The organism is Arthrobacter sp. NPDC057013 (genome assembly GCF_042674585.1).
Taxonomy (GTDB): domain Bacteria; phylum Actinomycetota; class Actinomycetes; order Actinomycetales; family Micrococcaceae; genus Arthrobacter.
On sequence record NZ_JBHUSE010000005.1, the window covers coordinates 58,843 to 82,012 of the forward strand.

A 23,170-nucleotide genomic window follows, 5' to 3' on the forward strand; every position below is an offset into this window, starting at 1 on the left:
TTTCAGGCCGGCCCGGCGCTAGGCTCGCTCTGCCAGCACAAACCGTCAACAGGCAACCGGAGGCCATGTGTGGGATCCCGCCAGATACGTCCAGTTCGGCGACTACAGGCAGCGTCCGTTTTTTGACCTGACCGGCCGCGTCCTCGCCGACGCCCCGCGGGAGGTGGTGGACCTGGGCTGCGGCCCCGGCAACCTGACCGCCACGCTCGCGGCGCGCTGGCCTGACGCGCGGGTGGTGGGCCTGGACTCCTCCGCCGAGATGCTGGCCACCGCCGAACAGCACCGGCAGTCCGCGCCGGGGCTGGAGTTCAGCCTCGGTGACATCGCCTCCTGGCAGCCGTCTCCGGACACCGATGTGGTGGTGACCAACGCGGCGCTGCAGTGGGTCCCGGGGCACCCCGAACTGCTGGCCGGCTGGCTGGCGGCGCTGAAGCCGGGCGCGTGGTTCGCGCTCCAGGTGCCGGGCAACTTCACTTCCGCGTCCCACACGCTGATGCGCGACGTCGCCGAGTCGCCCAGGTGGGCCGGCAAGCTCGCCGGCGTGCTGCGGCACGACGAGGCGGTTGCCGCGCCTGCACGGTACCTGGAGATCATGCTCGACGCCGGGTGCGCGGCGGATGCGTGGGAAACCACCTACCAGCAGGTGCTTTCCGGAGACAACCCGGTGCTGGACTGGGTGCGCGGCACCGGCCTGCGGCCGGTGCTGGCGGCGCTGGCGTCGGAGGACGCCGCCGAATTCGAGGCCGAATACGGCGCCCGGCTGACCGAGGCCTATCCGGCTACGGCGCACGGGACGGTCTACCCGTTCCGCAGGATCTTCGCGGTGGCACGCAAGCTTTAGGGCCGCTGCACCCGCCGCGAGGGCAATGTCCCGCGCGTCCCGTGTGATCTGGCTTACAATGGCCAAGCGGCTATTGGGGGCCTGCACGGGCTCCCGTACGCCTTGGCAATGGAGGAGGCGCCGTGCTGATTCGCTTAATGCTCCGCCTCCTCGGCGAGCACCGGGCCGAGGTCTGGGCGATCATCGTGCTGCAGGTTCTGCAGACGGCGGGAAACCTGCTGCTGCCCACCCTGAATGCCAGCATCATCGACGACGGCATCCTGGCCAATCAGCCCGGAGTGATCCTGGGGCTTGGCGGTTGGATGCTGATCATCACGGCAGTGCAGGCCGCAGCCGCCCTGGGCGCCGGGTACCTCGGCGCCGGTGTCGCCATGAAGATCGGCCACCGGCTGCGGCGCGAGCTGTTCGACCAGGTGCAGGCGATGTCGTCGCAGGAAATCGGCAGCTTCGGCACCCCCAGCCTCGTCACCCGGGCCACAAACGACGTCCAGCAAATCCAGACCTTTGCCGTCCTGGTCTTCACCATGCTTGCGGCGGCGCCCGTCATGGGCATCGGCGGAATCATCCTGGCCGTCCAGCAGAATGCGGTCCTGTCCTCCGTCGTGATCGTCATCGTCCCGGTGCTGGTCCTCATCATGTACCTGATCGTGCGGCGCCTCATTCCGCTCTACCGGCAGGGGCAGGCGCTCATCGACGGCATCACCCGGATCCTCCGCGAGCAGATCATCGGCGCCAACGTTATCCGCGGCTTCGTCCGGCAGAAGCACGAGGTTGCCCGTTTCGCGGAAGCCAACCGGCTGCTCACCCGAAACAACCTCCAGTCTGCGCTCCTGGTGGCCGGCATGCTGCCGATGATCATGATCGTGGTGAACCTCTCCTCCGTGGCTGTGGTCTGGTTCGGCGGGCACCTGATCAGCAGCGGTGCCATGGAGGTGGGCGCCCTGACCGCCTTCATCGCCTATATCCTGCAGATCCTGCTGGCCATCATGATGGCCATGTACGTATTCAGCACCGCACCTCGCGCGGCCGTCTGCGCGGAACGGATCCAGGACGTGCTGGATGTGACCCCGGCGGTGGCTGGACCTGCTGCAGCAGGGCCTGCCGGAGCGCGCCAGGCCGGGACGGCGCCGGTGAGGATACGGCCTGCAACCGCTGCTTCTGAGACCCGCGACGGCGGGGGAGTGGAGTTCAGCCATGTTTGGTTCGCCTACCCGGGGGCGGAGTCCCCGGTCCTGGCGGACATCTCGTTTTCTGCCCGTCCCGGCACCACCACGGCCATCATCGGGGCCACCGGCAGCGGCAAGACCACGCTGCTGAATCTCCTGCCGCGGTTTCTGAACGCCACCTCCGGTGAGGTCCGGCTCGGCGGAGCCGACGTCCGCGGCCTGCCCGCCGAGCGGCTGAGGCGGCGGATTTCCGTGGTGCCGCAGCACTCCTACCTGTTCTCCGGAACGGTTGCGGGCAATCTGCGGATGGGAGCGCCGGAAGCTACCGAGGACGAACTGTGGCGGGCCCTGCAGCTGGCGCAGGCCGAGGACTTCGTCCGCAAGCTCCCGGACGGGCTGCAGGCGGCCGTCGCCCAGGGCGGCGCCGGGCTTTCCGGCGGGCAGCGGCAGCGCCTCTGCATCGCCCGCGCCATGCTCCGTGCCGCGGACCTGTACCTCTTCGACGACAGTTTTTCTGCCCTGGACTACGCCACCGAGGCTGCAGTCCGGCAGGCGCTGACGCCAGCGCTGGAGGCAGCCACCGTGCTGATGGTGGCCGAACGCATTCCCACCATCATGGATGCGGACCGGATCCTGGTGCTGGAGGAAGGCACGCTGGTGGCGCAGGGAACCCATGCCGAACTGCTGCGGTCGTCTCCCACCTACCGGGAGATCGCCGAATCCCAGCTGGCCCTGGACGAGCAGCCGTGAGCGGCGAACCGTGATGAAGGGCACGCACGCAGCCAAACGCACCACCGGCAGCTTCCTGCCGGCGGCCAGACGCCTGCTGGGCCTGCTGCGTCCGTCCAAGGGCAGGATGGCCCTGGCCGTCGCAGCAACCTGCGGGTTCGCCGCCCTCAACGTGGCCGCTCCCAAGCTCCTCGGTGACGCCACCGACGTCGTCGTCGACGGTTTCATGCACGGCAGGTTCGACGCCGGCAAACTAGCCATGCTGCTCGGTGTGGTCTCGCTGATGTACGTCGGCACTTCCGTCTTCAACTGGGTCCAGGGAGCCCTGACCGCCCAGGCGGTGCAGCGTCTGGTCTTCGGCCTCCGCGCCGCCGTCGAGAACAAACTGCACCGTTTGCCGTCGTCGCACTTCCACGAGCGGGCCCGGGGCGAAGTCCTCAGCCGGGCCACCAACGACGTCGACAACATCTCCCAGGCGCTCAACCAGCTGCTTACGCAGCTGATCATGTCCGTCCTGATGCTGTGCGGCTCACTGGCGATGATGCTGTGGATCTCGCCGCTGCTGGCGGCCATCGCCCTGGTGTCCGTTCCCATCTCCACGCTGATAACCGTCTACATGGCGCGGCAGGCCCAGACCTACTTCGCCGCCCAGTGGGCCTCCACCGGGGAGCTGAACGCCCACATCGAGGAATTCATCACCGGACACGAAGTCATCAAGGCGTTCGGGCAGCAGGACACGGCGTCGGGCATCTTCGGCCGCGGCAACGACCGGCTGGCCCGCACCAGCGCACGCGCCCAGTTCGTTTCCGGAGCGGTGCAGCCGCTGATGGTCTTCGTGGCCAATATCAACTACGTGGCGGTGGCCGTCGTGGGCGCCCTGCAGGTGGCCGCAGGGGCCATGACGATCGGCGGGATCCAGGCGTTCATCCAGTTCAGCCGCCTGTTCACCCAGCCGATGGGGCAGATCGGCGGCATGCTCACCCTGATGCAGTCTTGTGCGGCCTCGGCGGAGCGGGTCTTCGAGCTGCTTGACGAGCCGGAGATCCCCCGCGAGGAGGCGGCCCCTGCCGGCCAGGAAAACCTGCGCGGCCGGATTGACTTCGAGGACGTCACCTTCGCCTACACGCCGGGCTCGCCGGCCGTCAGCGGGCTGTCCTTCTCCGTGCTGCCGGGCCAGACCGTGGCCATCGTCGGCCACACGGGTGCCGGCAAGACCACCGTGGTGAACCTCCTCATGCGCTTCTACGAACTTGATTCGGGCCGCATCACGATTGACGGCACGGACATTGCCACCGTGCCTGTGGACTCGCTGCGGTCCAATTTCGCAGTGGTCATGCAGGACGTCTGGCTGTTCAGCGGAACGGTCCGCGACAACATCGAATACGGCTGGCCGGGCGCCGATGATGACCGGGTCCTGGCAGCCGCCGAGGCCAGCCATGTGGACCACTTTGTGCGGTCGCTGCCCGCCGGCTACGCCACGGTCCTGGGGGACGACGGCGATTCGCTGAGCCAGGGCCAAAGGCAACTGATCACCATCGCCCGCGCCCGGCTCGCCGACCGCAGCGTCCTGATCCTGGACGAGGCAACAAGCTCGGTGGATACCCGGACCGAGGTGCAGATCAAGCTTGCGATGAACCGCCTGAGGCAGGGCAGGACGAGCTTCATCATTGCCCACAGGTTGTCCACCGTGCGAGACGCTGATCTAATTCTCGTCATGGATCACGGACGCATCGTTGAACAGGGGACGCACAGCAGCCTGCTGTCCGTGGACGGGCATTACCGGCACCTCTATGAGGCCCAGTTCCGCGGGGTGGACCGCGAACTCGGCGCCATCCGCCGGCACCACGGCAGGCACGCCGCCGGCCAGCAGCGCTACCGGGAGTCCGGCCTGTGACCGCCGGCGATGCCTTCCCGGGACAGTGGAAGCCAAACACCGGCAGCTCGGTGGCCCTCTTCGAGCAGCTGCGTCTCCACGTGATCGAGCAGGCCGACAAGGGAAAGCTTGCCCCGGGCACGCGGCTGCCTGCGGTGCGGGCCCTCGCCGGAACCCTGGGCGTCGCACCCCACACCGTCGCGAGGGCATACAAGGAGCTCGAGGCCGCGGGCGTCGTCGCCACCAAGGGCCGCAACGGCACGGTGGTCTGCGCCCGGGACGAGCGCTGGGGCGCTTTGTCCGAGGCCGCAGCAGAGTATGCCGCCGCCGCCAAATCGCAGGGCGCAACCTTCGCCCAGGCCGTCCACCTGCTGGCGGCCGCCTACGACGCCGAGTAAGGGCAGTGTCGTAGCACACCCGCGTGGATATTCGAAGAAGTTTTCGACTAGCATTAGTGGGTGCCTAAAGCCGTAGCTGAAGAAACCGCTGTTGCCCACTCCGCCGTCGTCCCCCTGAGCCCCGCCAAACCGGCGCGCCCGGACCTGTCCCGGCTGGTGGTTAAGGGCGCCCGCGAGCACAACCTCCGCAACGTCGACCTCGACCTGCCGCGCGACGCCATGATCGTCTTCACGGGCCTGTCCGGCTCCGGAAAGTCGTCCCTTGCCTTCGACACCATCTTCGCCGAAGGCCAGCGCCGCTACGTCGAATCGCTCTCCGCCTACGCCCGGCAGTTCCTGGGACAGGTGGACAAGCCCGACGTCGACTTCATCGAGGGCCTGTCGCCCGCGGTCTCGATCGACCAGAAGTCCACCAGCAAGAACCCGCGCTCCACCGTGGGCACCATCACCGAAATCTACGACTACATGCGGCTCCTGTGGGCGCGCGTGGGCCGTCCGCACTGTCCCGTCTGCGGCGAACCCGTCATCAAGCAGACGCCGCAGCAGATCGTGGACCAGCTGCTCGAGCTGGAGGACGGCACCCGTTTCCAGATCCTCGCGCCGGTGGTGCGCGGGCGCAAGGGTGAATTCGTGGACCTCTTCAAAGAGCTGACGGCGAAGGGCTATTCCCGCGCCCGGGTGGACGGCGACCTGATCCAGCTGAGCGATCCGCCCAAGCTGGGCAAGCAGTTCAAGCACACCATCGAGGTGGTGGTGGACCGGCTCGTGGTTAAGGAAGGCATCCGGCAGCGGTTGACGGACTCCATCGAGACGGCGCTCGGTCTCGCGGAGGGGCGCGTCCTGGCCGACTTCGTCGACCTTGAGTCCGACGACCCCCACCGCACGCGTGCCTTCTCGGAAAACCTGGCCTGCCCCAACGAGCACCCGCTGGCCATCGACGAGATCGAGCCCCGTTCCTTCTCGTTCAACAACCCGTTCGGTGCCTGCTCGGCCTGCAGCGGCATCGGCACGCGGTTGGAAGTTGATGAGGAACTGATCATTCCCAACCCGGAGCTGGCGCTGGAGGACGGCGCCATCGCGCCGTGGTCCCTCGGCACCGCCACCACGGAGTACTGGAACCGGCTGCTCGGCGGGCTCGCCAAGGAGCTCGGGTTCTCCATGACCACGCCGTGGCAGGACCTTCCGTCAGACGTCCGGCAGACTGTCCTGCACGGCAAGGACCACAAGGTCGTGGTGCAGTACCGCAACCGGTTCGGCCGGGAGCGCAAGTACAGCACCGGCTTCGAAGGTGTGGTGCAGTACGTGCACCGGAAGCACACCGAAACCGAGTCGGACTACGCCCGGGACCGCTATGAGGAATACATGCGGCAGATTCCCTGCCCCGCCTGCAACGGCGCACGGCTGAACCCGGCGTCGCTCTCGGTCCTCATCAACGGCAAGTCCATTGCCGACGTCGCGCGTCTGCCCATGCGGGAATGCGCAGCATTCTTGGACAACCTCGTGCTGACCGGCCGTGAGGCGCAGATCGCCCACCAGGTCCTCAAGGAGATTCAGGCCCGCCTGACCTTCCTGTTGGATGTCGGCCTGGAGTACCTGAACCTGGAACGGCCCTCCGGCACCCTTTCCGGCGGCGAAGCCCAGCGCATCAGGCTGGCCACCCAGATCGGCTCCGGGCTCGTGGGTGTTCTCTATGTCCTGGACGAGCCCTCCATCGGCCTGCACCAGCGGGACAACCGGCGCCTGATCGAGACCCTGACCCGGCTGCGGGACCTGGGCAACACGCTCATCGTGGTCGAACACGACGAGGACACCATCCACGAGGCCGACTGGATCGTGGACATCGGCCCGGGAGCCGGCGAGCACGGCGGGCAGGTGGTCCACTCCGGGTCCTACAAGGAACTCCTGGCGAACACGGAGTCCCTCACCGGCGACTACCTCTCCGGCAGGAGGAGCATCGACGTCCCCAAGAAGCGTCGCAAGTACGACAAGAAGCGCGAGCTGAAGGTGGTCGGCGCCCGCGAGAACAACCTTGTCAACGTTGATGCCGCCTTCCCCCTGGGCCTGTTCACCGCGGTGACCGGCGTCAGCGGCTCGGGCAAGTCCACCCTGGTCAACGAGATCCTCTACAAGGTGCTGGCCAACAAGCTCAACGGAGCCAAACAGGTGGCCGGCCGCCACCGCACCGTCCAGGGCCTCGAACACCTGGACAAGGTGGTGCACGTGGACCAGAGCCCGATCGGCCGAACGCCGCGCTCCAACCCGGCCACATATACGGGCGTTTTCGACCACATCCGGAAGCTCTTCGCCGAGACCACCGAGGCCAAGGTCCGCGGTTACCTCCCCGGACGGTTCTCCTTCAACGTCAAGGGCGGCCGCTGCGAAGCCTGCTCGGGTGACGGCACGCTGAAGATCGAGATGAACTTCCTGCCGGACGTCTACGTGCCGTGCGAGGTCTGCCACGGTGCGCGGTACAACCGCGAGACTCTCGAGGTGCACTACAAGGGCAAGACGATCGCCGACGTGCTGAACATGCCCATCGAGGAGGGTGCCGAGTTCTTCGCCGCTTTCTCCCCGATTGCGCGCCACCTCAAGACACTCGTGGACGTCGGCCTCGGCTACGTCCGGCTCGGGCAGCCCGCCACCACGCTGTCCGGCGGCGAGGCGCAGCGCGTCAAGCTCGCGGCCGAACTCCAGAAGCGGTCCAACGGGCGCAGCGTCTACGTCCTGGACGAGCCCACCACCGGGCTTCACTTTGAGGACATCCGGAAGCTGCTCATGGTGCTGCAGGGACTCGTGGAGAAGGGCAACACCGTCATCACCATCGAGCACAACCTCGACGTCATCAAGAGCGCCGACTGGATCGTGGACCTCGGCCCGGACGGCGGCTCCGGCGGCGGACGCATCGTCGCCACCGGTACCCCCGAGCAGGTCTCCAAGTCCTCGGAAAGCCACACGGCGAAGTTCCTGGCCGAGATCCTCGGTTAGGAACGCCAGCCAGTACGCAACGTCGAACGAACGCCAGGACCACCGACGCAACGGCGGCCCGCCAGACCAACTGGCGGGCCGCCGTCGTCCTCCGCCCCTGGAGTTTTTGTCCAGATAATGGCGGCTAAGCGCCTCTGAAGTCACGATACGTGGATAAAAACTCCACATAAGGGGCGGAAGTATTCCTTGGACGGCATACGAGTTTGAGCAGGCGTGCCATCGTGAGAAACTAAGCCGGTGACTTCAACAACAGTGCCCGTGATCTTCGACCTGGACGGCACTCTTGTCGATCCGGCCGGCGGAATAACGGACGGCATAGCCACCGCCCTTCGGGAACATGGCCTCCCCGTCCCCAGCCAGGACCTCCTCGATGCGATGGTGGGACCCAAGCTGAGTGATTCCCTGCTGAAGGTGGCGGCTGTGCCCCCGGCCATGCTGAAGGCGGTCATCCGCACCTACCGGATGCATTACCTCGACGTCGGCATCGCCCAGAGCCGCCTGTACCCCGGCATTGTCGAACTGCTGGACGAGTACGTGGAGGCGGGGCGGCCCGTGGCGGTTGCGACGCAAAAGCCGGAAGCCCTTGCCCACATCGTTCTTGAGCACCACAAGATCGCCCGCCAGTTCCTCGCCATCAGGGGGTCGGCCGCAGACGAGACCGCGGCTGCCGCCGGTCCGGTGGGCAAGGCCGGCATCATTGCCGCGGCCATGACGGCCCTCGGCACACAGCACGCCATGATGGTGGGCGACCGTGCCCAGGATGTGGCGGGTGCGCTGGCCAACGGTCTCGACTGCATCGGCGTCAGCTGGGGTTTCGCGCCCGACGGCGAGCTGGAAGCGGCCGGAGCCGTGGCCGTGGTGGATGACGCCGACGGCCTGCGCAACAAGGTGGACGAGCTGGAAACCGTCCGTTCCGCAGCCCTGAGCGAGGTGCGCAACGATGGAGCTGTTTGACGGCGTCCGCTGGACCACGCGGACCCTCATCTCCGGCAGCTGCCGGCCGACCGTCATCGGGCTGGAGAATGTGCCCAAGAGCGGGCCGTTCATTGTGGCGCCCAACCACCTCTCCTTTCTGGACAGCGTGATTGTCCAGGCCCTCATGCCCCGGCCCGTCGCCTTCTTCGCCAAGGCTGAATACTTCACGACCAAGGGCTTCAAGGGCCGTGTGATGAAGTCCTTCTTCACCGCCGTGGGCTCCATTCCGGTCGAGCGCGGCGAGCAGGCCGCCAGCGTGCAGGCCCTCAAGACGCTCCTGGACATCCTGGAGGACGGCAGGGGCATCGGCATCTACCCGGAGGGCACCCGCTCCCGCGACGGAATCCTGTACCGCGGCCGGACCGGCGTCGGCTGGCTGGCCCTCACCACCGGCGCTCCGGTGATTCCGGTGGGACTGATCGGCACGGAGAAGCTGCAGCCCGCTGGCCGCAACGCCGTCAAGCCCCAGCATTTCACCATGAAGGTGGGGGAGCCGATCTACTTCGACAAGACCGGCCCGGACCATTCGCTTCCCGCCCGGCGCCAGGTGACCGACAAGATTATGGACGCCATTGCCGAGCTCAGCGGCCAGCAGCGCTCCACCAGCTACAACCAGAGCAAGGTCATCGAGTAGACGGGCTGCCTTCGCCGGGGGCCGGTTGGCCCTCAGTGCAGCTGGGCAGGTCCCTCAGTGCAGCCGGCGGCAATCCACAGCCCCTTAGCTCAGTAGACTGGAAACGTGGCAGATCCATCGAGTTATCGACCCCAGACGGGCGAAATTCCAACCAATCCGGGTGTTTACAGGTTCAGGGATCCCCATGGACGGGTCATCTACGTCGGCAAGGCCAAGAACCTCCGGTCGCGCCTGAACTCGTACTTCGCGAACCCGGCAGGGCTGCTGCCCAAGACCCACGCCATGGTGTACGCGGCCAGCAGCGTGGAGTGGACCGTGGTGGGCAGCGAGCTGGAATCCCTGCAGCTGGAATATACCTGGATCAAGGAATTCAAGCCGCGCTTCAACGTGGTTTTCCGGGACGACAAGACCTACCCGTACCTCGCCGTTACCATGGGCGAGAAGCTGCCCCGCGTGCAGGTCATGCGCGGCGAGCGGCGGAAGGGGACCCGGTACTTCGGGCCCTATACGGCCGGCGCGATCCGGGACACCATGGACACCCTGCTGCGCGTGTTCCCCGTGCGCAGCTGCAGCGCCGGCGTGCTGAAACGTGCCCAGGCCAGCGGCCGGCCCTGCCTGCTGGGCTACATCGACAAGTGCTCGGCGCCCTGCGTCGGCCGCGTCACCCCCGAGGAACACCGCGCCCTCGCCGAGGACTTCTGCGCCTTCATGGGAGGCGAGGCCAAGCGCTTCATTTCGCGGCTCGAAAAGGAGATGGGCGCCGCAGTCGCCGTCCTTGATTACGAACGCGCCGCCCGGCTGCGCGACGACATCACCGCCCTCCGGAAGGTCTTCGAGCGGAACGCCGTGGTGCTCGCCGAGGATACCGACGCCGACGTTTTCGCCCTGCACGAGGATGAGCTGGAAGCGGCCGTCCAGGTGTTCCATGTCCGGGGCGGACGCGTCCGCGGCCAGCGCGGGTGGGTTGTTGAAAAGGTGGAGGACTTCACCACGCCCGACCTCGTCGAGCACCTCCTCCAGCAGGTCTACGGCGAGGACGCCGAGGTCCAGGGCAGGCTTCCCCGTGAGGTCCTCGTTCCTGTCGAGCCGAGCAACGCGCAGGACCTCGCCGTGTGGCTCGCCGGCATCCGTGGGGCCAAGGTGGACATCCGCGTACCGCAGCGCGGCGACAAGGCCGCCCTGATGTCCACGGTCCGCGAGAACGCCGAGCACGCACTCCGGCTGCACAAGACCCGCCGGGCCGGCGACCTGACGGTCCGGTCGCAGGCGCTGCAGGAACTGCAGGAGGCGTTGGAGCTCCCGGTCCCGCTGCTGCGCATCGAATGCTACGACGTCTCCCACGTCCAGGGCACGAATGTGGTGGCCTCCATGGTGGTGGTGGAAGACGGGCTGCCGAAGAAATCGGACTACCGGAAGTTCTCCATCACCGGGGCTGCGGCCACGGACGATACCGCTGCGATGCACGACGTCCTGACCCGCCGCTTCCGCCATTACCTCGTGGACAAGACAGCCCAGGTCGAGGCCGCCGAACTCGTCGCGACGCCGGCGGCCGCCGCCGCCAACGGGACCAACGGGACCGGAACCATCGAGACCAGCGGAACCGGAACCATTGGGACCGGGACCACCGGGGCCAACAAGGCGGCGGTCGCCGCCCTGGATGCCGCACTGTCCGACACCACCACGCCCGCACCGCGGGCGAAATTCGCCTACCCGCCCAACCTCGTGGTGGTGGACGGCGGCAAGCCCCAGGTCAACGCGGCCGCCCGGGCCCTCGAATCGCTGGGCATCGACGACGTCTATGTGGTCGGGCTCGCCAAGCGCCTCGAGGAAGTGTGGTTGCCGGACAGCGACTTCCCGGTCATCCTGCCCCGCTCCTCGCAGGGCCTCTACATGCTGCAGCGCATCCGCGACGAGGCCCACCGTTTCGCCATTTCGTTCCACCGGCAAAAGCGCGGCAAGGCGATGACCGTCTCAGCCCTCGACGGCGTGCCCGGCCTGGGTGATTCGAAGCGGAAGGCGCTGCTCGCCCACTTTGGCTCCGTCAAGAAGATCAAGGCGGCGTCGGCGGAGGAACTGACAGCGGCCAAGGGGGTCGGGCCGGCGCTGGCCGCTGCCATCGTCACGCACTTCAGTCCGGGCGGAGCCGGTGGCGACACGGGGGACGCCGTTCCGGCGATCAACATGACCACGGGTGAAGTGCTCGAAACTTAGCCCGCGCCCGGAAACTTGGTTAGGGTAAGTACGGGAAATCGGCGTGTGCCGCAAACACTAGCAAACGGCTTCCGCGCGGCAATTGCGCGCGCGTAGCAACAGCAGGAATGAGGCTGGAATCAATGGCAGAGTCGACGGCGGAGTCCAGCACGGAAGAGGACGGCCTGACACCGGTCAAGCCCGCCGAAGCGGAACTGCTTATCGTGACCGGAATGTCCGGCGCAGGCCGCAGCACCGCCTCCGATGCGCTGGAGGACCACGGTTGGTACGTCGTCGAGAACCTGCCGCCGCAGATGCTCGGAACGCTCGCCGAACTGGTGTCCCACGCCCCGCAGTCCATCCCCAAGCTTGCTGTGGTGATGGACGTCCGCAGCAAGGCGCTCTTCGCCGACATCCGGGCGGCACTGCGGGCCCTCGAAGCCAGCGGCGTCACCTTCCGGGTGCTGTTCCTGGACGCCAGCGACGACGTCCTGGTCCGCCGCTTCGAACAGGGCCGGCGCCCGCACCCCCTGCAGGGCGGCGGCAGGATCCTGGACGGCATCGCCGCTGAGCGTGAACTCCTCAAGGAACTGCGCGACTCCTCCGACCTCGTCCTGGACACCTCGTCCCTGAACGTGCACGGTCTCGCCACCGCGATCACCGAACTGTTCACCGAGACCGGGCCCATCGCGATCCGCCTGAACATCATGAGCTTCGGCTTCAAGTACGGCCTGCCCGTGGACGCCAACTACGTGGCCGACGTCAGGTTCATCCCGAACCCGCACTGGGTGCCCGCGCTGCGGCCGCACACCGGCCTGGACCAGGATGTCAGCGACTACGTCCTCGGAGCCGAGGGCGTGCCGAACTTCGTGGAGCGCTACGTCCTCGCGCTTGAGCCCGTCCTGGAGGGCTACCGCCGGGAGAACAAGCACTACGCCACCATCGCCGTCGGCTGCACGGGCGGAAAGCACCGATCGGTTGCGGTCGCCATGGAGCTGTCCAAACGGCTTGCGCAGTATCCGCGGGTAACCGTGACCACGACGCACCGGGACCTGGGCCGCGAGTAATGGGTGTTCTCACCGGCCCTCTGCCCCTGATTCCGCCGGCCGGCCTGACCGGTTCCCAGCAGGCCAAGGGGCCCACCGTCGTCGCGCTCGGCGGCGGTCACGGCCTTTCGGCCTCCCTCTCGGCACTGCGCCTGCTGACGTCCGAACTGACAGCGGTGGTCACCGTGGCGGACGACGGCGGGTCCTCCGGCCGTCTCCGGGAGGAGTACGGCGTCCTCCCGCCCGGTGATCTGCGGATGGCGCTGTCCGCGCTTTGCGATGACACCGACTGGGGCCGCACCTGGCGCGATGTCATGCAGCACCGCTTCCGGTCCGCCCGCGGCGGCGCCTCCCTGGATGAGCACGCCATGGGGAACCTGCTGATCGTCACCCTCTGGGAACTGCTCGGCGACGCCGTGGCCGGCCTGAAATGGGCCGGCGCCCTTCTCGGCGCCCGCGGACAGGTGCTGCCTATGTCCACGGTGCCGCTCACCATCGAGGGCGACGTCCGCGTGACCGCCCCGGACGGCAGCAGCACGGTCACCACCATCACGGGCCAGGCCCGCTGCGCGGTCGCGGGTTCACTGGAGAGCGTCCGGCTGCTTCCCGAGCAGGCTCCGGCCTGCGTTGAGGCGCTGACCGCAATCGAGCTTGCCGACTGGGTGGTGCTGGGTCCCGGCTCCTGGTACACGTCCGTTCTCCCGCACCTGCTGCTGCCGGAAATGCGGCAGGCGCTCTGCGATACGCCCGCGAAGCGCTGCCTCACGATGAACCTCGCCATGGACACCAAGGAAACCTCCGGCATGTCCGCCGCCGACCACCTTCACGTCCTGCGCGACTACGCGCCGGAGTTCAGCGCCGACGTCGTGCTCGCGGACCCGGCGTCCGTTTCTGACCTGGCCGAGTTTGAGCGGGCAGCGGGGATGATCGGCGCCGAGGTTGTCTTGGGTAGAGTAGGGGCTTCGGGCCGGCGACCGGTCCATGACCCCTTGCGGCTGGCCACGGCCTACCAGGACATTTTCGGGAACAGTTAGGAAAGGTGCCATGGCACTGACAGCATCAGTCAAGGAAGAACTCTCCCGCCTGGACATTAAGAAATCATCAGTCCGCAAGGCTGAGGTCTCGGCCATGCTCCGCTTCGCCGGAGGACTGCACATCATCTCGGGCCGGATCGTCATCGAGGCCGAGGTGGACCTTGCCTCCACCGCCCGGCGCCTGCGCGCCGCGATCGCCGAGGTCTACGGACACCAGAGCGAGATCATCGTCGTCTCCGGCAGCGGCCTGCGCCGCGGCAGCCGGTACGTGGTCCGCGTCGTCCGCGACGGCGAGGCGCTGGCCCGGCAGACCGGCCTCCTTGACGGCCGCGGGCGGCCCGTACGCGGGTTGCCGTCCGTCGTCGTCAATGGCTCAGCCGCCGACGCCGAAGCGGTGTGGCGCGGCGCCTTCCTGGCCCACGGTTCCCTCACCGAACCCGGCCGGTCCTCGTCCATGGAGGTCACCTGCCCCGGTCCGGAATCGGCCCTCGCGCTGGTCGGCGCGGCACGCCGGCTCGGGATTCAGGCCAAAGCCCGGGAAGTCAGGGGAGTGGACCGCGTGGTGATCCGCGACGGCGATACTATCGCCGCGCTGCTCACCCGCATGGGCGCCCACGACGCCCTCATGGTCTGGGAGGAGCGGCGCATGCGCAAGGAGGTGCGGGCGACGGCGAACCGGCTCGCCAACTTTGACGACGCCAACCTCCGCCGCTCGGCGCAGGCCGCCGTTGCGGCCGGTGCCCGGGTTGACCGGGCCCTGGAGATCCTCGGCGACGACGTCCCGGACCACCTCAAGTACGCCGGTGAACTCCGGGTGGCCCACAAGCAGGCCAGCCTCGACGAACTCGGCCGGCTTGCCGATCCGCCCATGACGAAGGACGCCATCGCCGGGCGCATCCGCCGGCTGCTGGCCATGGCGGACAAACGCGCCTCGGACCTTGGCATCCCAGGCACGGATGCCAATGTGACGCCGGAAATGCTGGACGAGTAAAGGGCGCCCATAGAATCAAGACCAGGTGGCGGCTGTTGCCGCCATCGTAGTTTTCCGGATGACCCGTCGTCCGGGATGCACAATCCGAGAGTTAGCACAACCGGACAAACTGTCCACGACATTGGAGGATTTTGTGACCGAGTACGTTCTGCCCGAACTCAGCTACGACTACGCAGCGCTCGAGCCCCACATCTCTGCACGGATCATGGAGCTGCACCACAGCAAGCACCACGCCGCGTACGTGACGGGCGCCAACAACGCGCTGGCCCAGCTGGCCGAGGCGCGCGAAAAGGGCGACTTCGCCAACATCAACCGGCTTTCCAAGGACCTGGCCTTCCACACCGGCGGCCACATCAACCACTCCGTGTTCTGGAACAACCTCTCCCCGGACGGAGGCGACAAGCCCGAAGGTGAGCTCGCCGCAGCCATCGACGACGCCTTCGGCTCGTTCGACGCCTTCCGTGCCCAGTTCTCCGCAGCCGCCCTCGGCCTGCAGGGTTCGGGCTGGGGCTTCCTGGCCTACGAGCCCATCGGCGGCAACCTCGTCATCGAGCAGCTCTACGACCAGCAGGGCAACGTCGCGCTGGGCACCACCCCGCTGCTGATGCTGGACATGTGGGAGCACGCCTTCTACCTGGACTATGTCAACGTCAAGGCCGACTACGTCAAGGCATTCTGGAACATCGTGAACTGGGCTGACGTGTCCGCACGTTTTGCCGCCGCACGCGCCAACGCGACGGGCCTCATCACCCTCTAGGTGTGATTCGGCGTACACAAAGCAGTAACAAACTTCACATTCGGCGTCTTTAGGGCCGAATTCCGGACGGTCTGCCCCCGCACTTGCGGGGGCAGACCTACTTAAACGTAAGATGGATCACGGAAGGCGGTTAGCCTTCAGCAATGAGGCTGGTCGCCCTCCGATCTGAAAAAATATCTCTGCCCAATGGCGTGCGGGATCTGTTAGTTGGCTTCAACGCCCGCTTACTAGTTGTGCTTCCAAGGCACAAAGGAGACTAAAGTGACGACCCGTATTGGTATCAACGGCTTCGGCCGCATCGGCCGCAACTACTTCCGCGCAGCGCTTGCCCAGGGCGCGGATCTTGAGATCGTAGCCGTCAACGACCTCACCAGCCCCGAGGCGCTGGCCCACCTGCTCAAGTACGATTCCGTGGGCGGACGCCTGGCCGAAACCATTGAGGTCAAGGAAGGCAACCTGGTCGTCAACGGCAACGCCATCAAGGTCCTGGCCGAGCGCGACCCGGCCAACCTCCCCTGGAAGGACCTGGGCGTTGACATCGTCATCGAGTCCACCGGATTCTTCACCAAGGCTGCCGCCGCCAAGAAGCACATCGAAGCCGGCGCCAAGAAGGTCCTGATCTCCGCCCCCGCCTCGGACGAGGACATCACCATCGTGATGGGCGTCAACGACGGCCTGTACGACCCCGAGAACCACCACATCATCTCCAACGCTTCCTGCACCACCAACTGCCTCGGCCCGCTGGCCAAGGTTGTCAACGATGCCTTCGGCATCGAGCGTGGACTGATGACCACCGTGCACGCCTACACCGCAGACCAGAACCTGCAGGACGGCCCGCACAACGACCTCCGCCGTGCCCGCGCCGCCGCCATCAACATGGTTCCCACCTCCACCGGTGCGGCCAAGGCCATCGGCCTGGTCCTGCCGGAGCTCAAGGGCAAGCTGGACGGCTACGCCATCCGCGTTCCGGTCCCCACCGGCTCCGCCACCGACCTCACCGTCACGGTCTCGCGCGAGACCACCGTCGAGGAAGTCAACGCCACGCTCAAGAAGGCCGCAGAGTCCGACGAGTGGCAGGGCATCCTGACCTACACCGACGCCCCGATCGTCTCCTCGGACATCGTCGGCGACCCCGCCTCGTCCATCTTTGACTCCGGCTTGACCAAGGTCATTGGCAACCAGGTCAAGGTTGTTTCCTGGTATGACAACGAATGGGGTTACTCCAACCGCCTCGTGGACCTGACGGAGCTTGTAGCGGCCAAGCTGGGCTAGGGTTAGCTACATGACATCTCACACCCTCAACGAACTGATCGCTGAAGGTGTCCGCGGGCGGTACATTCTGGTTCGAAGTGACCTGAATGTGCCGCTCGACGGCTCTACAGTGACTGACGACGGCCGCATCCGGGCCTCACTGCCAGTACTGGGAAAGCTCACGGACGCCGGTGCCCGCGTGCTGGTAACAGCCCACCTCGGCCGCCCCAAGGGCGCCCCCGAAGACAAGTACTCCCTCAAGCCGGCGGTCGCCCGCCTGGCAGAGCTGGCTTCCTTCCCTGTCTCCCTCGCGGAGGATACGGTGGGGCCCTCGGCCAAGGAGAAGGCAGCTGCGCTGCAGGACGGCCAGGTCCTGGTCCTCGAGAATGTGCGGTTCGACGCACGCGAGACCAGCAAGGACGAGGCCGAACGCGGCGCCTTCGCTGACGAGCTGGTGGGACTCACCGGTGACAACGGTGCCTTCGTGAACGACGCCTTCGGCGCCGTGCACCGCAAGCACGCCAGCGTTTACGACGTCGCCACCCGGCTCCCGTCGTACCTAGGCGACCTTGTGGGCACGGAGGTGGAAGTGCTCCGCAAGCTGACCGCAGACACCCAGCGTCCCTACGTTGTGGTCCTCGGCGGTTCGAAGGTTTCTGACAAGCTCGCGGTCATCGACAACCTGCTCGGCAAGGCTGACACCATCCTGGTGGGTGGCGGCATGCTGTTCACGTTCCTGGCAGCCGAGGGTCACAAGGTGGCCGGCAGCCTGCTGGAAGAGGACCAGATCCCGGTCGTCCAGGACTACCTCAAGCGCGCAGCCGACGCCGGCACGGAGTTCGTGATTCCCACGGACGTCGTGGTGGCAGCCAAGTTCGCCGCCGACGCCGACCATGAGACGGTCAGCGCCGACGCCATCGAAGGCAGCAGCTTCGGGGCGCAGGGCATCGGCCTGGACATCGGACCCGAGTCCGCGCGGGCGTTTGCCGAGCAGATCAAGGGCGCCAAGACGGTGTTCTGGAACGGTCCCATGGGCGTCTTCGAGTTCGAGGCATTCTCCGCAGGCACCCGGGCCATCGCCCAGGCGCTGACGGAGACGGACGCATTCACCGTCGTCGGCGGCGGCGACTCCGCGGCTGCCGTCCGCACACTCGGCTTCGCCGATGACCAGTTCGGACACATTTCCACCGGCGGCGGCGCCAGCCTGGAATACCTTGAAGGCAAGGAACTTCCCGGCCTGAGCGTTCTGGACCGCTAAAGACACACCAGCCGGCAGGGCACCTTCCGCACCGTGCATCACTTGAAGGTACGCGGAGGCGCCCTGCCGGCTGTTCACATGATCAGCAGATGACCGGCATTAATGGAGAACACGTGACTACGTCAACCAACGGCACCTTCGACCGTACGCCTTTGATCGCAGGCAACTGGAAGATGAACATGGACCACGTCCAGGGCATCACCCTCTTGCAGAAGCTGGCCTGGACACTGTCCGACGCCAAGCACGATTACAGCCGCGTGGAAGTCGCCGTCTTCCCGCCCTTCACCGACCTCCGCGGTGTGCAGACCCTCGTCCAGGGCGACGAACTGGACATTGCCTACGGCGGTCAGGACCTGTCGCAGTTCGATTCCGGAGCCTACACCGGGGACATCTCCGGGCAGTTCCTGAACAAGCTCGGCTGCAAGTACGTGCTCGTCGGCCACAGCGAACGCCGGACCGTCCACGCCGAGTCCGACGAAGTCCTTAACGCCAAGGTCAAGGCTGCCTACCGCAACAACGTCATCCCCGTGCTCTGCGTCGGGGAAGGCCTGGAGATCCGCCAAGCGGGCACCCACGTCCAGCACACGCTGGACCAGCTCCGCGCCGACGTCGAAGGCCTCACCTCCGCGCAGGCGGCCGAGCTCGTCGTCGCCTATGAGCCTGTCTGGGCCATCGGCACCGGTGAGGTTGCGGGCCCGGAGGACGCCCAGGAAATGTGCGCCGCGATCCGTGCCGAACTCACCGAGCTGTTCGACGCCGACGTGGCCGCCAAGGTCCGCCTGCTGTACGGCGGTTCGGTCAAGGCCAGCAACGCTGCCGCCATCCTCAAAGAGCGCGACGTCGACGGCGTGCTGGTGGGCGGTGCCAGCCTTGATCCCGCTGAGTTTGCTAATATTGTCAAGTTCGAGAGCCACCTCGTAACGGACTAGTCCGTACTGGCCCGCTCCCGCATCCACCAACTTTGGAAAGGCCGTCGTGGACGTTCTTCATGTGATTCTGCAGATCCTGCTGGGCATTACCAGCCTTCTGCTGACCCTGCTCATCCTGCTCCACAAGGGGCGCGGCGGCGGCCTGTCGGATATGTTCGGCGGCGGCATGAGCTCGGGGCTGGCCTCCTCCGGCGTGGCCGAGCGCAACCTCAACAGGTTCACCATCATTCTCGGCGTCACCTGGGGCGTCGTGATCATCGCGCTCGGCCTGTTGATGCGCTTCACGGGTGTGGCTGACTCCTAAGGCTGGCGCAGCCGTTTAGGACGAAGAGCCCGGCCCGGTCAGGATCCGTTCCTGATTGGGCCGGGCTTTTCCGTGCCGTCAGGGGAAGCACGCACTAAACTGTCGCTATCGGATCTAACGGCAGCGCCGCCATTAGCAGCGAGGGAGTTCCCATGGTGCATACCTCTTCAGGATTCCGCGGCACCCGCGTGGGTGTCATTCAAGGAGCCGGAATGAAGAACCAAGGGGATGATCCTCTCGGGGAGCCCCTGCCGCGTATTTGTGTCTCCTACTGGTGCGCCATGGGACATGAGACGCGGCCCGTTTTTTTGAAGCTGCCGGACGACCAGATTCCGGAGACGTGGGACTGCCGCCGCTGCGGCCGGCCGGCGTCACGCAATCCCGGGGCCGGGTTGCCTGGCGAAGCCCAGGAAGAGGGCTTTAAGACCCACCTCGAATACGTTAAAGAAAGACGCTCCAGCCAAGACGCCGAAGACGTTCTGGCTGGAGCGCTGCAGCGGCTAAGAGCCGGCAGGCGCCTTCCTGACTAGCTGTTCAGGAACGCGTGAGGCTGCGTTTTCATCAATCAGCCACAGCGTCCGGGACCGGCCGGCGGGACCGGCCGCCGGCACCTGCACGGGATTGGCCCCGGCGAGTGCCAGGCCCACAGCACCGGCCTTGTCCTCGCCCGCTACCACCATCCACACCTCAGCGGAGGTGTTGATCGCCGGCAGGGTGAGGGAGATGCGCTCGGGGGGCGGCTTGGGGGAGTTGCGGACCCCCACCACCGTCAGCTGCTTCTCGCGGATGCCGCCCTGCTCCGGGAACAGGGAGGCCACGTGCGCGTCGGGACCCACGCCGAGCAGCACGACGTCGAACCGGGGAAGCCGGCCCGGGGTCTCGGGGCGGTCGTCCGAAGCGTCCGCGGCGTGCTCGGCGGCAGCCGCCTCGCCGAGGCGGCGTGCGTAGTCCTCTGCAGCCTCCTCCGGTGATCCAAAGTCATCCGTCGACCCGGGCACGTGGACGCGCGCGGGATCAACATCGATGTGCTTCAGGAGCGCCTCCTGCGCCTGCACCGCATTGCGGTCCGGGTCCTGGGCGCCGACGAAGCGCTCGTCGCCCCACCAGAAGTTCACCTTTGCCCAGTCCACCGCGGGCGCGGCCGGCGAATCGGCCACGGCCTTCAGCGTTCCGATGCCCACCGTGCCTCCGGTAAGCACCACCGTCGCTTCGCCGAATCGGTCCTGCACGTCCACGAGCTTGGTGATCAGGCGGGCCGCAATGGCGGCCATGAGTACGGAAGAGTCAGGATGGATGCTTACTCTGGGCTCAGCGCTCACTGGGACGGACACTCCTTAGATTGGTACGTGGCAGTCCAATAGTAATCACTTCGCCGAACACTTCGTCGGGGTCCAGGCGGCGGAGCTCCTCCGCAAGGCAGTCACGGAGGCTGCGCCGGGGGAGGGAGATCCGTTGCGCGGGCTGGCCGGGCTGGGTGAGTTCGGCGATGGAGAGTCCGGGGCGGAAGAGCTGCACGTCGCCTCCGGGGCGGGTGAGCCGGACGCGCCGGATGCCGGTGCCTGCGGGGTCGGCGACGATCGTGACCGGGGCGTCCAGGGACAGGGTCAGCCACGCCGCGAGCAGGATGGTGCTGGGCGAGTCCGAGGCGCCTTCGACCGCGACGGCGGTGACAGGTGATGAGTCGGCCTGGTCCAGGACCGCGGCGAGCTGAATGCGCCAGTTGGTCAGCCGGGTCCAGGCGAGGTCGGTGTCGCCGGCCTTGTAGGTGTTCCGGATGTTCTCCAGTGCCACCTGCGGTTCGGCCTCGTTCGCCGAGTCGGTGATCCTGCGGTGCGCGATGCGGCCGATCGACGTCTCGGACGCGTTTTTCGGTGCACCGTGCGGCCACCAGGCCACGATCGGGGCGTCGGGCAGCAGCAGCGCGGCGACGAGGGACTCGCTTTCCTCGGCGAGTTCACCGAAACCGCGCAGCACGATGACCTCGGACGCGCCGGCGTCCCCGCCGACGCGGATCTGCGCGTCGAGCCGGTTCGGCGCGGACGAGCCGGCGTCGGCGAGCACGATGATCCGGCAGGGGTGCTCGCGGCTGGCCTCGTTGGCCGCCTCGATGGCTTCTTCCTCGAGCCCGGACTTGGTGACCACCACGAGGGTAAGGACACGGCCCAGGGCGATCACGCCGCCCTGCTCGCGCAGGGACTGGATCTTCTTGGAGACGTTCGAGGTGGTGGTGTTCGGCAGGTCTACGATCATGGCCTTCTCCAGGTGCGTCCGTCGCGGGCGAGCAGCTCGTCAGCCGAGGCCGGGCCCCAGCTGCCGGGCGCGTACGGCTCGGGCTGTTCGCCCAGGCCGGCCCAGTACTCTTCGAAGGGGTCCAGGATCTTCCAGGACAGCTCCACTTCCTCGTGCCGCGGGAACAGCGGCGGCTCGCCCAGGAGCACGTCCAGGATCAGCCGTTCGTAGGCCTCGGGGCTGGACTCGGTGAACGAGTGGCCGTAGCCGAAGTCCATGGTCACGTCCCGGACTTCCATCTGGGTGCCGGGAACCTTGGACCCGAACCGGATGGTGGCACCCTCGTCGGGCTGGACCCGGATCACGACCGCGTTCTGGCCGAAATCGTCGTCGCCGTGGTCGCGGAAGAGCAGGTTCGGTGCCCGCTTGAACACGACCGCGATCTCCGTGACGCGGCGTCCGAGCCGCTTGCCGGCGCGCAGGTAGAACGGCACCCCGTTCCAGCGCCGGGTGTTGATGTCCACCCGGATCGCGGCGTAGGTTTCGGTGGTGGAGTCGGCCGGGATGCCTTCTTCCTCCAGGTAGCCCTGGACCTGTTCGCCGCCCTGCCAGCCGCCGGCGAACTGCCCGCGTGCAGAATGCGTCGAGAGGTCCTCGGGGAGCCGGACCGCGGCCAGGACCTTTTCCTTCTCCGCGCGCAGGTCATCGGCGTTGAAGGAGATGGGTTCCTCCATCGCGGTCAGTGCCAAGAGCTGGAGCAGGTGGTTCTGGATCACGTCGCGGGCCGCGCCCACGCCGTCGTAATACCCGGCGCGGCCGCCGGTGCCGATGTCCTCGGCCATGGTGATCTGGACGTGGTCCACGTAGTTGGCGTTCCAGAGCGGTTCGAACAGCTGGTTCGCGAACCGCAGAGCCAGGATGTTCTGGACCGTCTCCTTGCCCAGGTAATGGTCGATCCGGAACACCGCGTCCTGCGGGAAAACCGACTCGACGATGTCGTTGAGCTGCCGGGCCGACTCCAGGTCGTGTCCGAACGGCTTCTCGATCACCACGCGCCGCCACTTCTCGCCCTCGGCCTGCGCCAGGCCGTGCTTGGAGAGCTGGCGGCAGACCTGCTCGAAGGCCTTCGGCGGGATCGAGAGGTAGAACGCGTGGTTGCCGCGGGTACCGCGGTTCTCGTCGAGTTCCTTGATGGTCTCGCCGAGCCGCTCAAACGCGGCGTCGTCGTCGAACGCGCCCTGCACGAACCGGATGCCCTCGGAGAGCTGGTTCCAGACCGCCTCATCAAACGGGGTCCGGGCGTACGACTTCACGGCGTCCTTCACCTCGGAGGCGAAGTCCTCGTTGTCCCAGTCCCGGCGGCCGAAACCCACCAGCGCGAAGCTGGGCGGCAGCAGGCCACGGTTGGCGAGGTCATACACGGCAGGCATGAGCTTCTTGCGGGCAAGGTCCCCGGTGACTCCGAAGAGCACAAGCGAGGAAGGTCCGGCAATCCGGTTCAGCCGCCGGTCCCGCGGATCCCGCAAGGGGTTCCCGGACCGGCTGGCTGTCCTTTTGCCGTTCAAAGTATCTGGCATGGT

At 66.9% G+C, this 23,170-nt stretch carries 20 protein-coding genes; 17 read left to right on the top strand and 3 right to left on the bottom strand.

Going from position 1 to position 23,170, the window contains the following annotated elements; all coding sequences use genetic code 11:
- Positions 1 to 67: 67 nt before the first annotated feature.
- The 17 genes from ACFTSA_RS09000 to ACFTSA_RS09080 all read left to right on the top strand — a co-directional run bounded on the left by ACFTSA_RS09000 (position 68) and on the right by ACFTSA_RS09080 (position 19,891).
- On the top strand, positions 68 to 841 hold the full coding sequence (locus tag ACFTSA_RS09000) for a trans-aconitate 2-methyltransferase (protein WP_377950939.1): 774 nt from the start codon (positions 68 to 70) through the stop codon (positions 839 to 841).
- 122 nt (positions 842 to 963) lie between these two features.
- A complete protein-coding gene (locus tag ACFTSA_RS09005) occupies positions 964 to 2,757 on the top strand; it encodes an ABC transporter ATP-binding protein (RefSeq protein ID WP_377950940.1) in 1,794 nt (597 codons plus the stop codon).
- Positions 2,758 to 2,770: 13 nt separating this feature from the next.
- Positions 2,771 to 4,630 (top strand): ABC transporter ATP-binding protein, encoded by a 1,860-nt coding sequence (locus tag ACFTSA_RS09010; protein WP_377950941.1) that lies wholly within the window; start codon positions 2,771 to 2,773, stop codon positions 4,628 to 4,630.
- Positions 4,627 to 5,007 (top strand): GntR family transcriptional regulator, encoded by a 381-nt coding sequence (locus ACFTSA_RS09015; protein ID WP_377950942.1) that lies wholly within the window; start codon positions 4,627 to 4,629, stop codon positions 5,005 to 5,007. Before ACFTSA_RS09010 ends, ACFTSA_RS09015 begins: the two co-directional genes overlap by 4 nt.
- A gap of 60 nt (positions 5,008 to 5,067) precedes the next feature.
- Positions 5,068 to 7,992: an excinuclease ABC subunit UvrA gene (gene uvrA / locus ACFTSA_RS09020; protein WP_377950943.1), complete on the top strand. Its 2,925-nt coding sequence runs from the start codon at positions 5,068 to 5,070 to the stop codon at positions 7,990 to 7,992.
- A 237-nt stretch (positions 7,993 to 8,229) separates the two neighbouring features.
- Positions 8,230 to 8,946 (top strand): HAD hydrolase-like protein, encoded by a 717-nt coding sequence (locus tag ACFTSA_RS09025; RefSeq protein WP_377950944.1) that lies wholly within the window; start codon positions 8,230 to 8,232, stop codon positions 8,944 to 8,946.
- A complete protein-coding gene (locus ACFTSA_RS09030) occupies positions 8,933 to 9,601 on the top strand; it encodes a lysophospholipid acyltransferase family protein (RefSeq protein ID WP_331571340.1) in 669 nt (222 codons plus the stop codon). The genes ACFTSA_RS09025 and ACFTSA_RS09030 overlap by 14 nt, the downstream gene beginning before the upstream one ends.
- A gap of 105 nt (positions 9,602 to 9,706) precedes the next feature.
- Entirely contained in the window at positions 9,707 to 11,812 is a 2,106-nt protein-coding gene (gene uvrC / locus ACFTSA_RS09035) for an excinuclease ABC subunit UvrC (protein ID WP_377950945.1), read from the top strand.
- A 122-nt stretch (positions 11,813 to 11,934) separates the two neighbouring features.
- Positions 11,935 to 12,858, top strand: coding sequence for an RNase adapter RapZ (gene rapZ, locus ACFTSA_RS09040; RefSeq protein ID WP_377950946.1), 924 nt, complete (start codon positions 11,935 to 11,937; stop codon positions 12,856 to 12,858).
- Complete coding sequence (gene yvcK / locus ACFTSA_RS09045; RefSeq protein WP_377950947.1) at positions 12,858 to 13,871, top strand: uridine diphosphate-N-acetylglucosamine-binding protein YvcK; 1,014 nt, start codon at positions 12,858 to 12,860, stop codon at positions 13,869 to 13,871. The genes rapZ and yvcK overlap by 1 nt, the downstream gene beginning before the upstream one ends.
- A 10-nt stretch (positions 13,872 to 13,881) precedes the next feature.
- Positions 13,882 to 14,862: a DNA-binding protein WhiA gene (gene whiA / locus ACFTSA_RS09050; protein ID WP_003805560.1), complete on the top strand. Its 981-nt coding sequence runs from the start codon at positions 13,882 to 13,884 to the stop codon at positions 14,860 to 14,862.
- Positions 14,863 to 14,995: 133 nt separating this feature from the next.
- Positions 14,996 to 15,619, top strand: a complete 624-nt coding sequence (locus ACFTSA_RS09055) for a superoxide dismutase (protein ID WP_003805561.1) — start codon at positions 14,996 to 14,998, stop codon at positions 15,617 to 15,619.
- 261 nt (positions 15,620 to 15,880) lie between these two features.
- Entirely contained in the window at positions 15,881 to 16,891 is a 1,011-nt protein-coding gene (gene gap / locus ACFTSA_RS09060; RefSeq protein ID WP_003805562.1) for a type I glyceraldehyde-3-phosphate dehydrogenase, read from the top strand.
- 10 nt (positions 16,892 to 16,901) lie between these two features.
- Complete coding sequence (locus tag ACFTSA_RS09065; RefSeq protein ID WP_377950948.1) at positions 16,902 to 18,128, top strand: phosphoglycerate kinase; 1,227 nt, start codon at positions 16,902 to 16,904, stop codon at positions 18,126 to 18,128.
- 113 nt (positions 18,129 to 18,241) lie between these two features.
- Positions 18,242 to 19,057: a triose-phosphate isomerase gene (tpiA, locus tag ACFTSA_RS09070; RefSeq protein ID WP_377950950.1), complete on the top strand. Its 816-nt coding sequence runs from the start codon at positions 18,242 to 18,244 to the stop codon at positions 19,055 to 19,057.
- 46 nt (positions 19,058 to 19,103) lie between these two features.
- Positions 19,104 to 19,361, top strand: a complete 258-nt coding sequence (gene secG, locus ACFTSA_RS09075) for a preprotein translocase subunit SecG (RefSeq protein ID WP_306923517.1) — start codon at positions 19,104 to 19,106, stop codon at positions 19,359 to 19,361.
- 152 nt (positions 19,362 to 19,513) lie between these two features.
- The gene (locus ACFTSA_RS09080; protein WP_377950951.1) at positions 19,514 to 19,891 is read left to right on the top strand and encodes an RNA polymerase-binding protein RbpA; all 378 of its coding nucleotides are present in this window, start codon (positions 19,514 to 19,516) and stop codon (positions 19,889 to 19,891) included.
- Here the strand turns inward: ACFTSA_RS09080 and pgl are convergent.
- The 3 genes from pgl to zwf are packed head-to-tail and all read right to left on the bottom strand — an operon-like array spanning position 19,862 to position 23,167.
- Entirely contained in the window at positions 19,862 to 20,680 is an 819-nt protein-coding gene (gene pgl / locus ACFTSA_RS09085; protein WP_377950952.1) for a 6-phosphogluconolactonase, read from the bottom strand. The two genes, ACFTSA_RS09080 and pgl, sit on opposite strands and share 30 nt — an antisense overlap.
- A complete protein-coding gene (locus ACFTSA_RS09090) occupies positions 20,670 to 21,611 on the bottom strand; it encodes a glucose-6-phosphate dehydrogenase assembly protein OpcA (protein WP_307102693.1) in 942 nt (313 codons plus the stop codon). Before ACFTSA_RS09090 ends, pgl begins: the two co-directional genes overlap by 11 nt.
- On the bottom strand, positions 21,608 to 23,167 hold the full coding sequence (gene zwf / locus ACFTSA_RS09095; RefSeq protein WP_377950953.1) for a glucose-6-phosphate dehydrogenase: 1,560 nt from the start codon (positions 23,165 to 23,167) through the stop codon (positions 21,608 to 21,610). The genes ACFTSA_RS09090 and zwf overlap by 4 nt, the downstream gene beginning before the upstream one ends.
- Between the last annotated feature and the right edge of the window lie 3 nt (positions 23,168 to 23,170).

Excerpts from the sequence above, each read along its gene's own strand:
- ACFTSA_RS09010 (WP_377950941.1), top strand. The coding sequence starts at position 2,771 with ATGAAGGGCACGCACGCAGCCAAACGCACCACCGGCAGCTTCCTGCCG.
- ACFTSA_RS09065 (WP_377950948.1), top strand. The coding sequence starts at position 16,902 with ATGACATCTCACACCCTCAACGAACTGATCGCTGAAGGTGTCCGCGGG.
- ACFTSA_RS09090 (WP_307102693.1), bottom strand. The coding sequence starts at position 21,611 with ATGATCGTAGACCTGCCGAACACCACCACCTCGAACGTCTCCAAGAAG.
- zwf (WP_377950953.1), bottom strand. The coding sequence starts at position 23,167 with ATGCCAGATACTTTGAACGGCAAAAGGACAGCCAGCCGGTCCGGGAAC.
- yvcK (WP_377950947.1), top strand. The coding sequence starts at position 12,858 with ATGGGTGTTCTCACCGGCCCTCTGCCCCTGATTCCGCCGGCCGGCCTG.
- ACFTSA_RS09080 (WP_377950951.1), top strand. The coding sequence starts at position 19,514 with ATGGTGCATACCTCTTCAGGATTCCGCGGCACCCGCGTGGGTGTCATT.
- ACFTSA_RS09030 (WP_331571340.1), top strand. The coding sequence starts at position 8,933 with ATGGAGCTGTTTGACGGCGTCCGCTGGACCACGCGGACCCTCATCTCC.
- rapZ (WP_377950946.1), top strand. The coding sequence starts at position 11,935 with ATGGCAGAGTCGACGGCGGAGTCCAGCACGGAAGAGGACGGCCTGACA.
- whiA (WP_003805560.1), top strand. The coding sequence starts at position 13,882 with ATGGCACTGACAGCATCAGTCAAGGAAGAACTCTCCCGCCTGGACATT.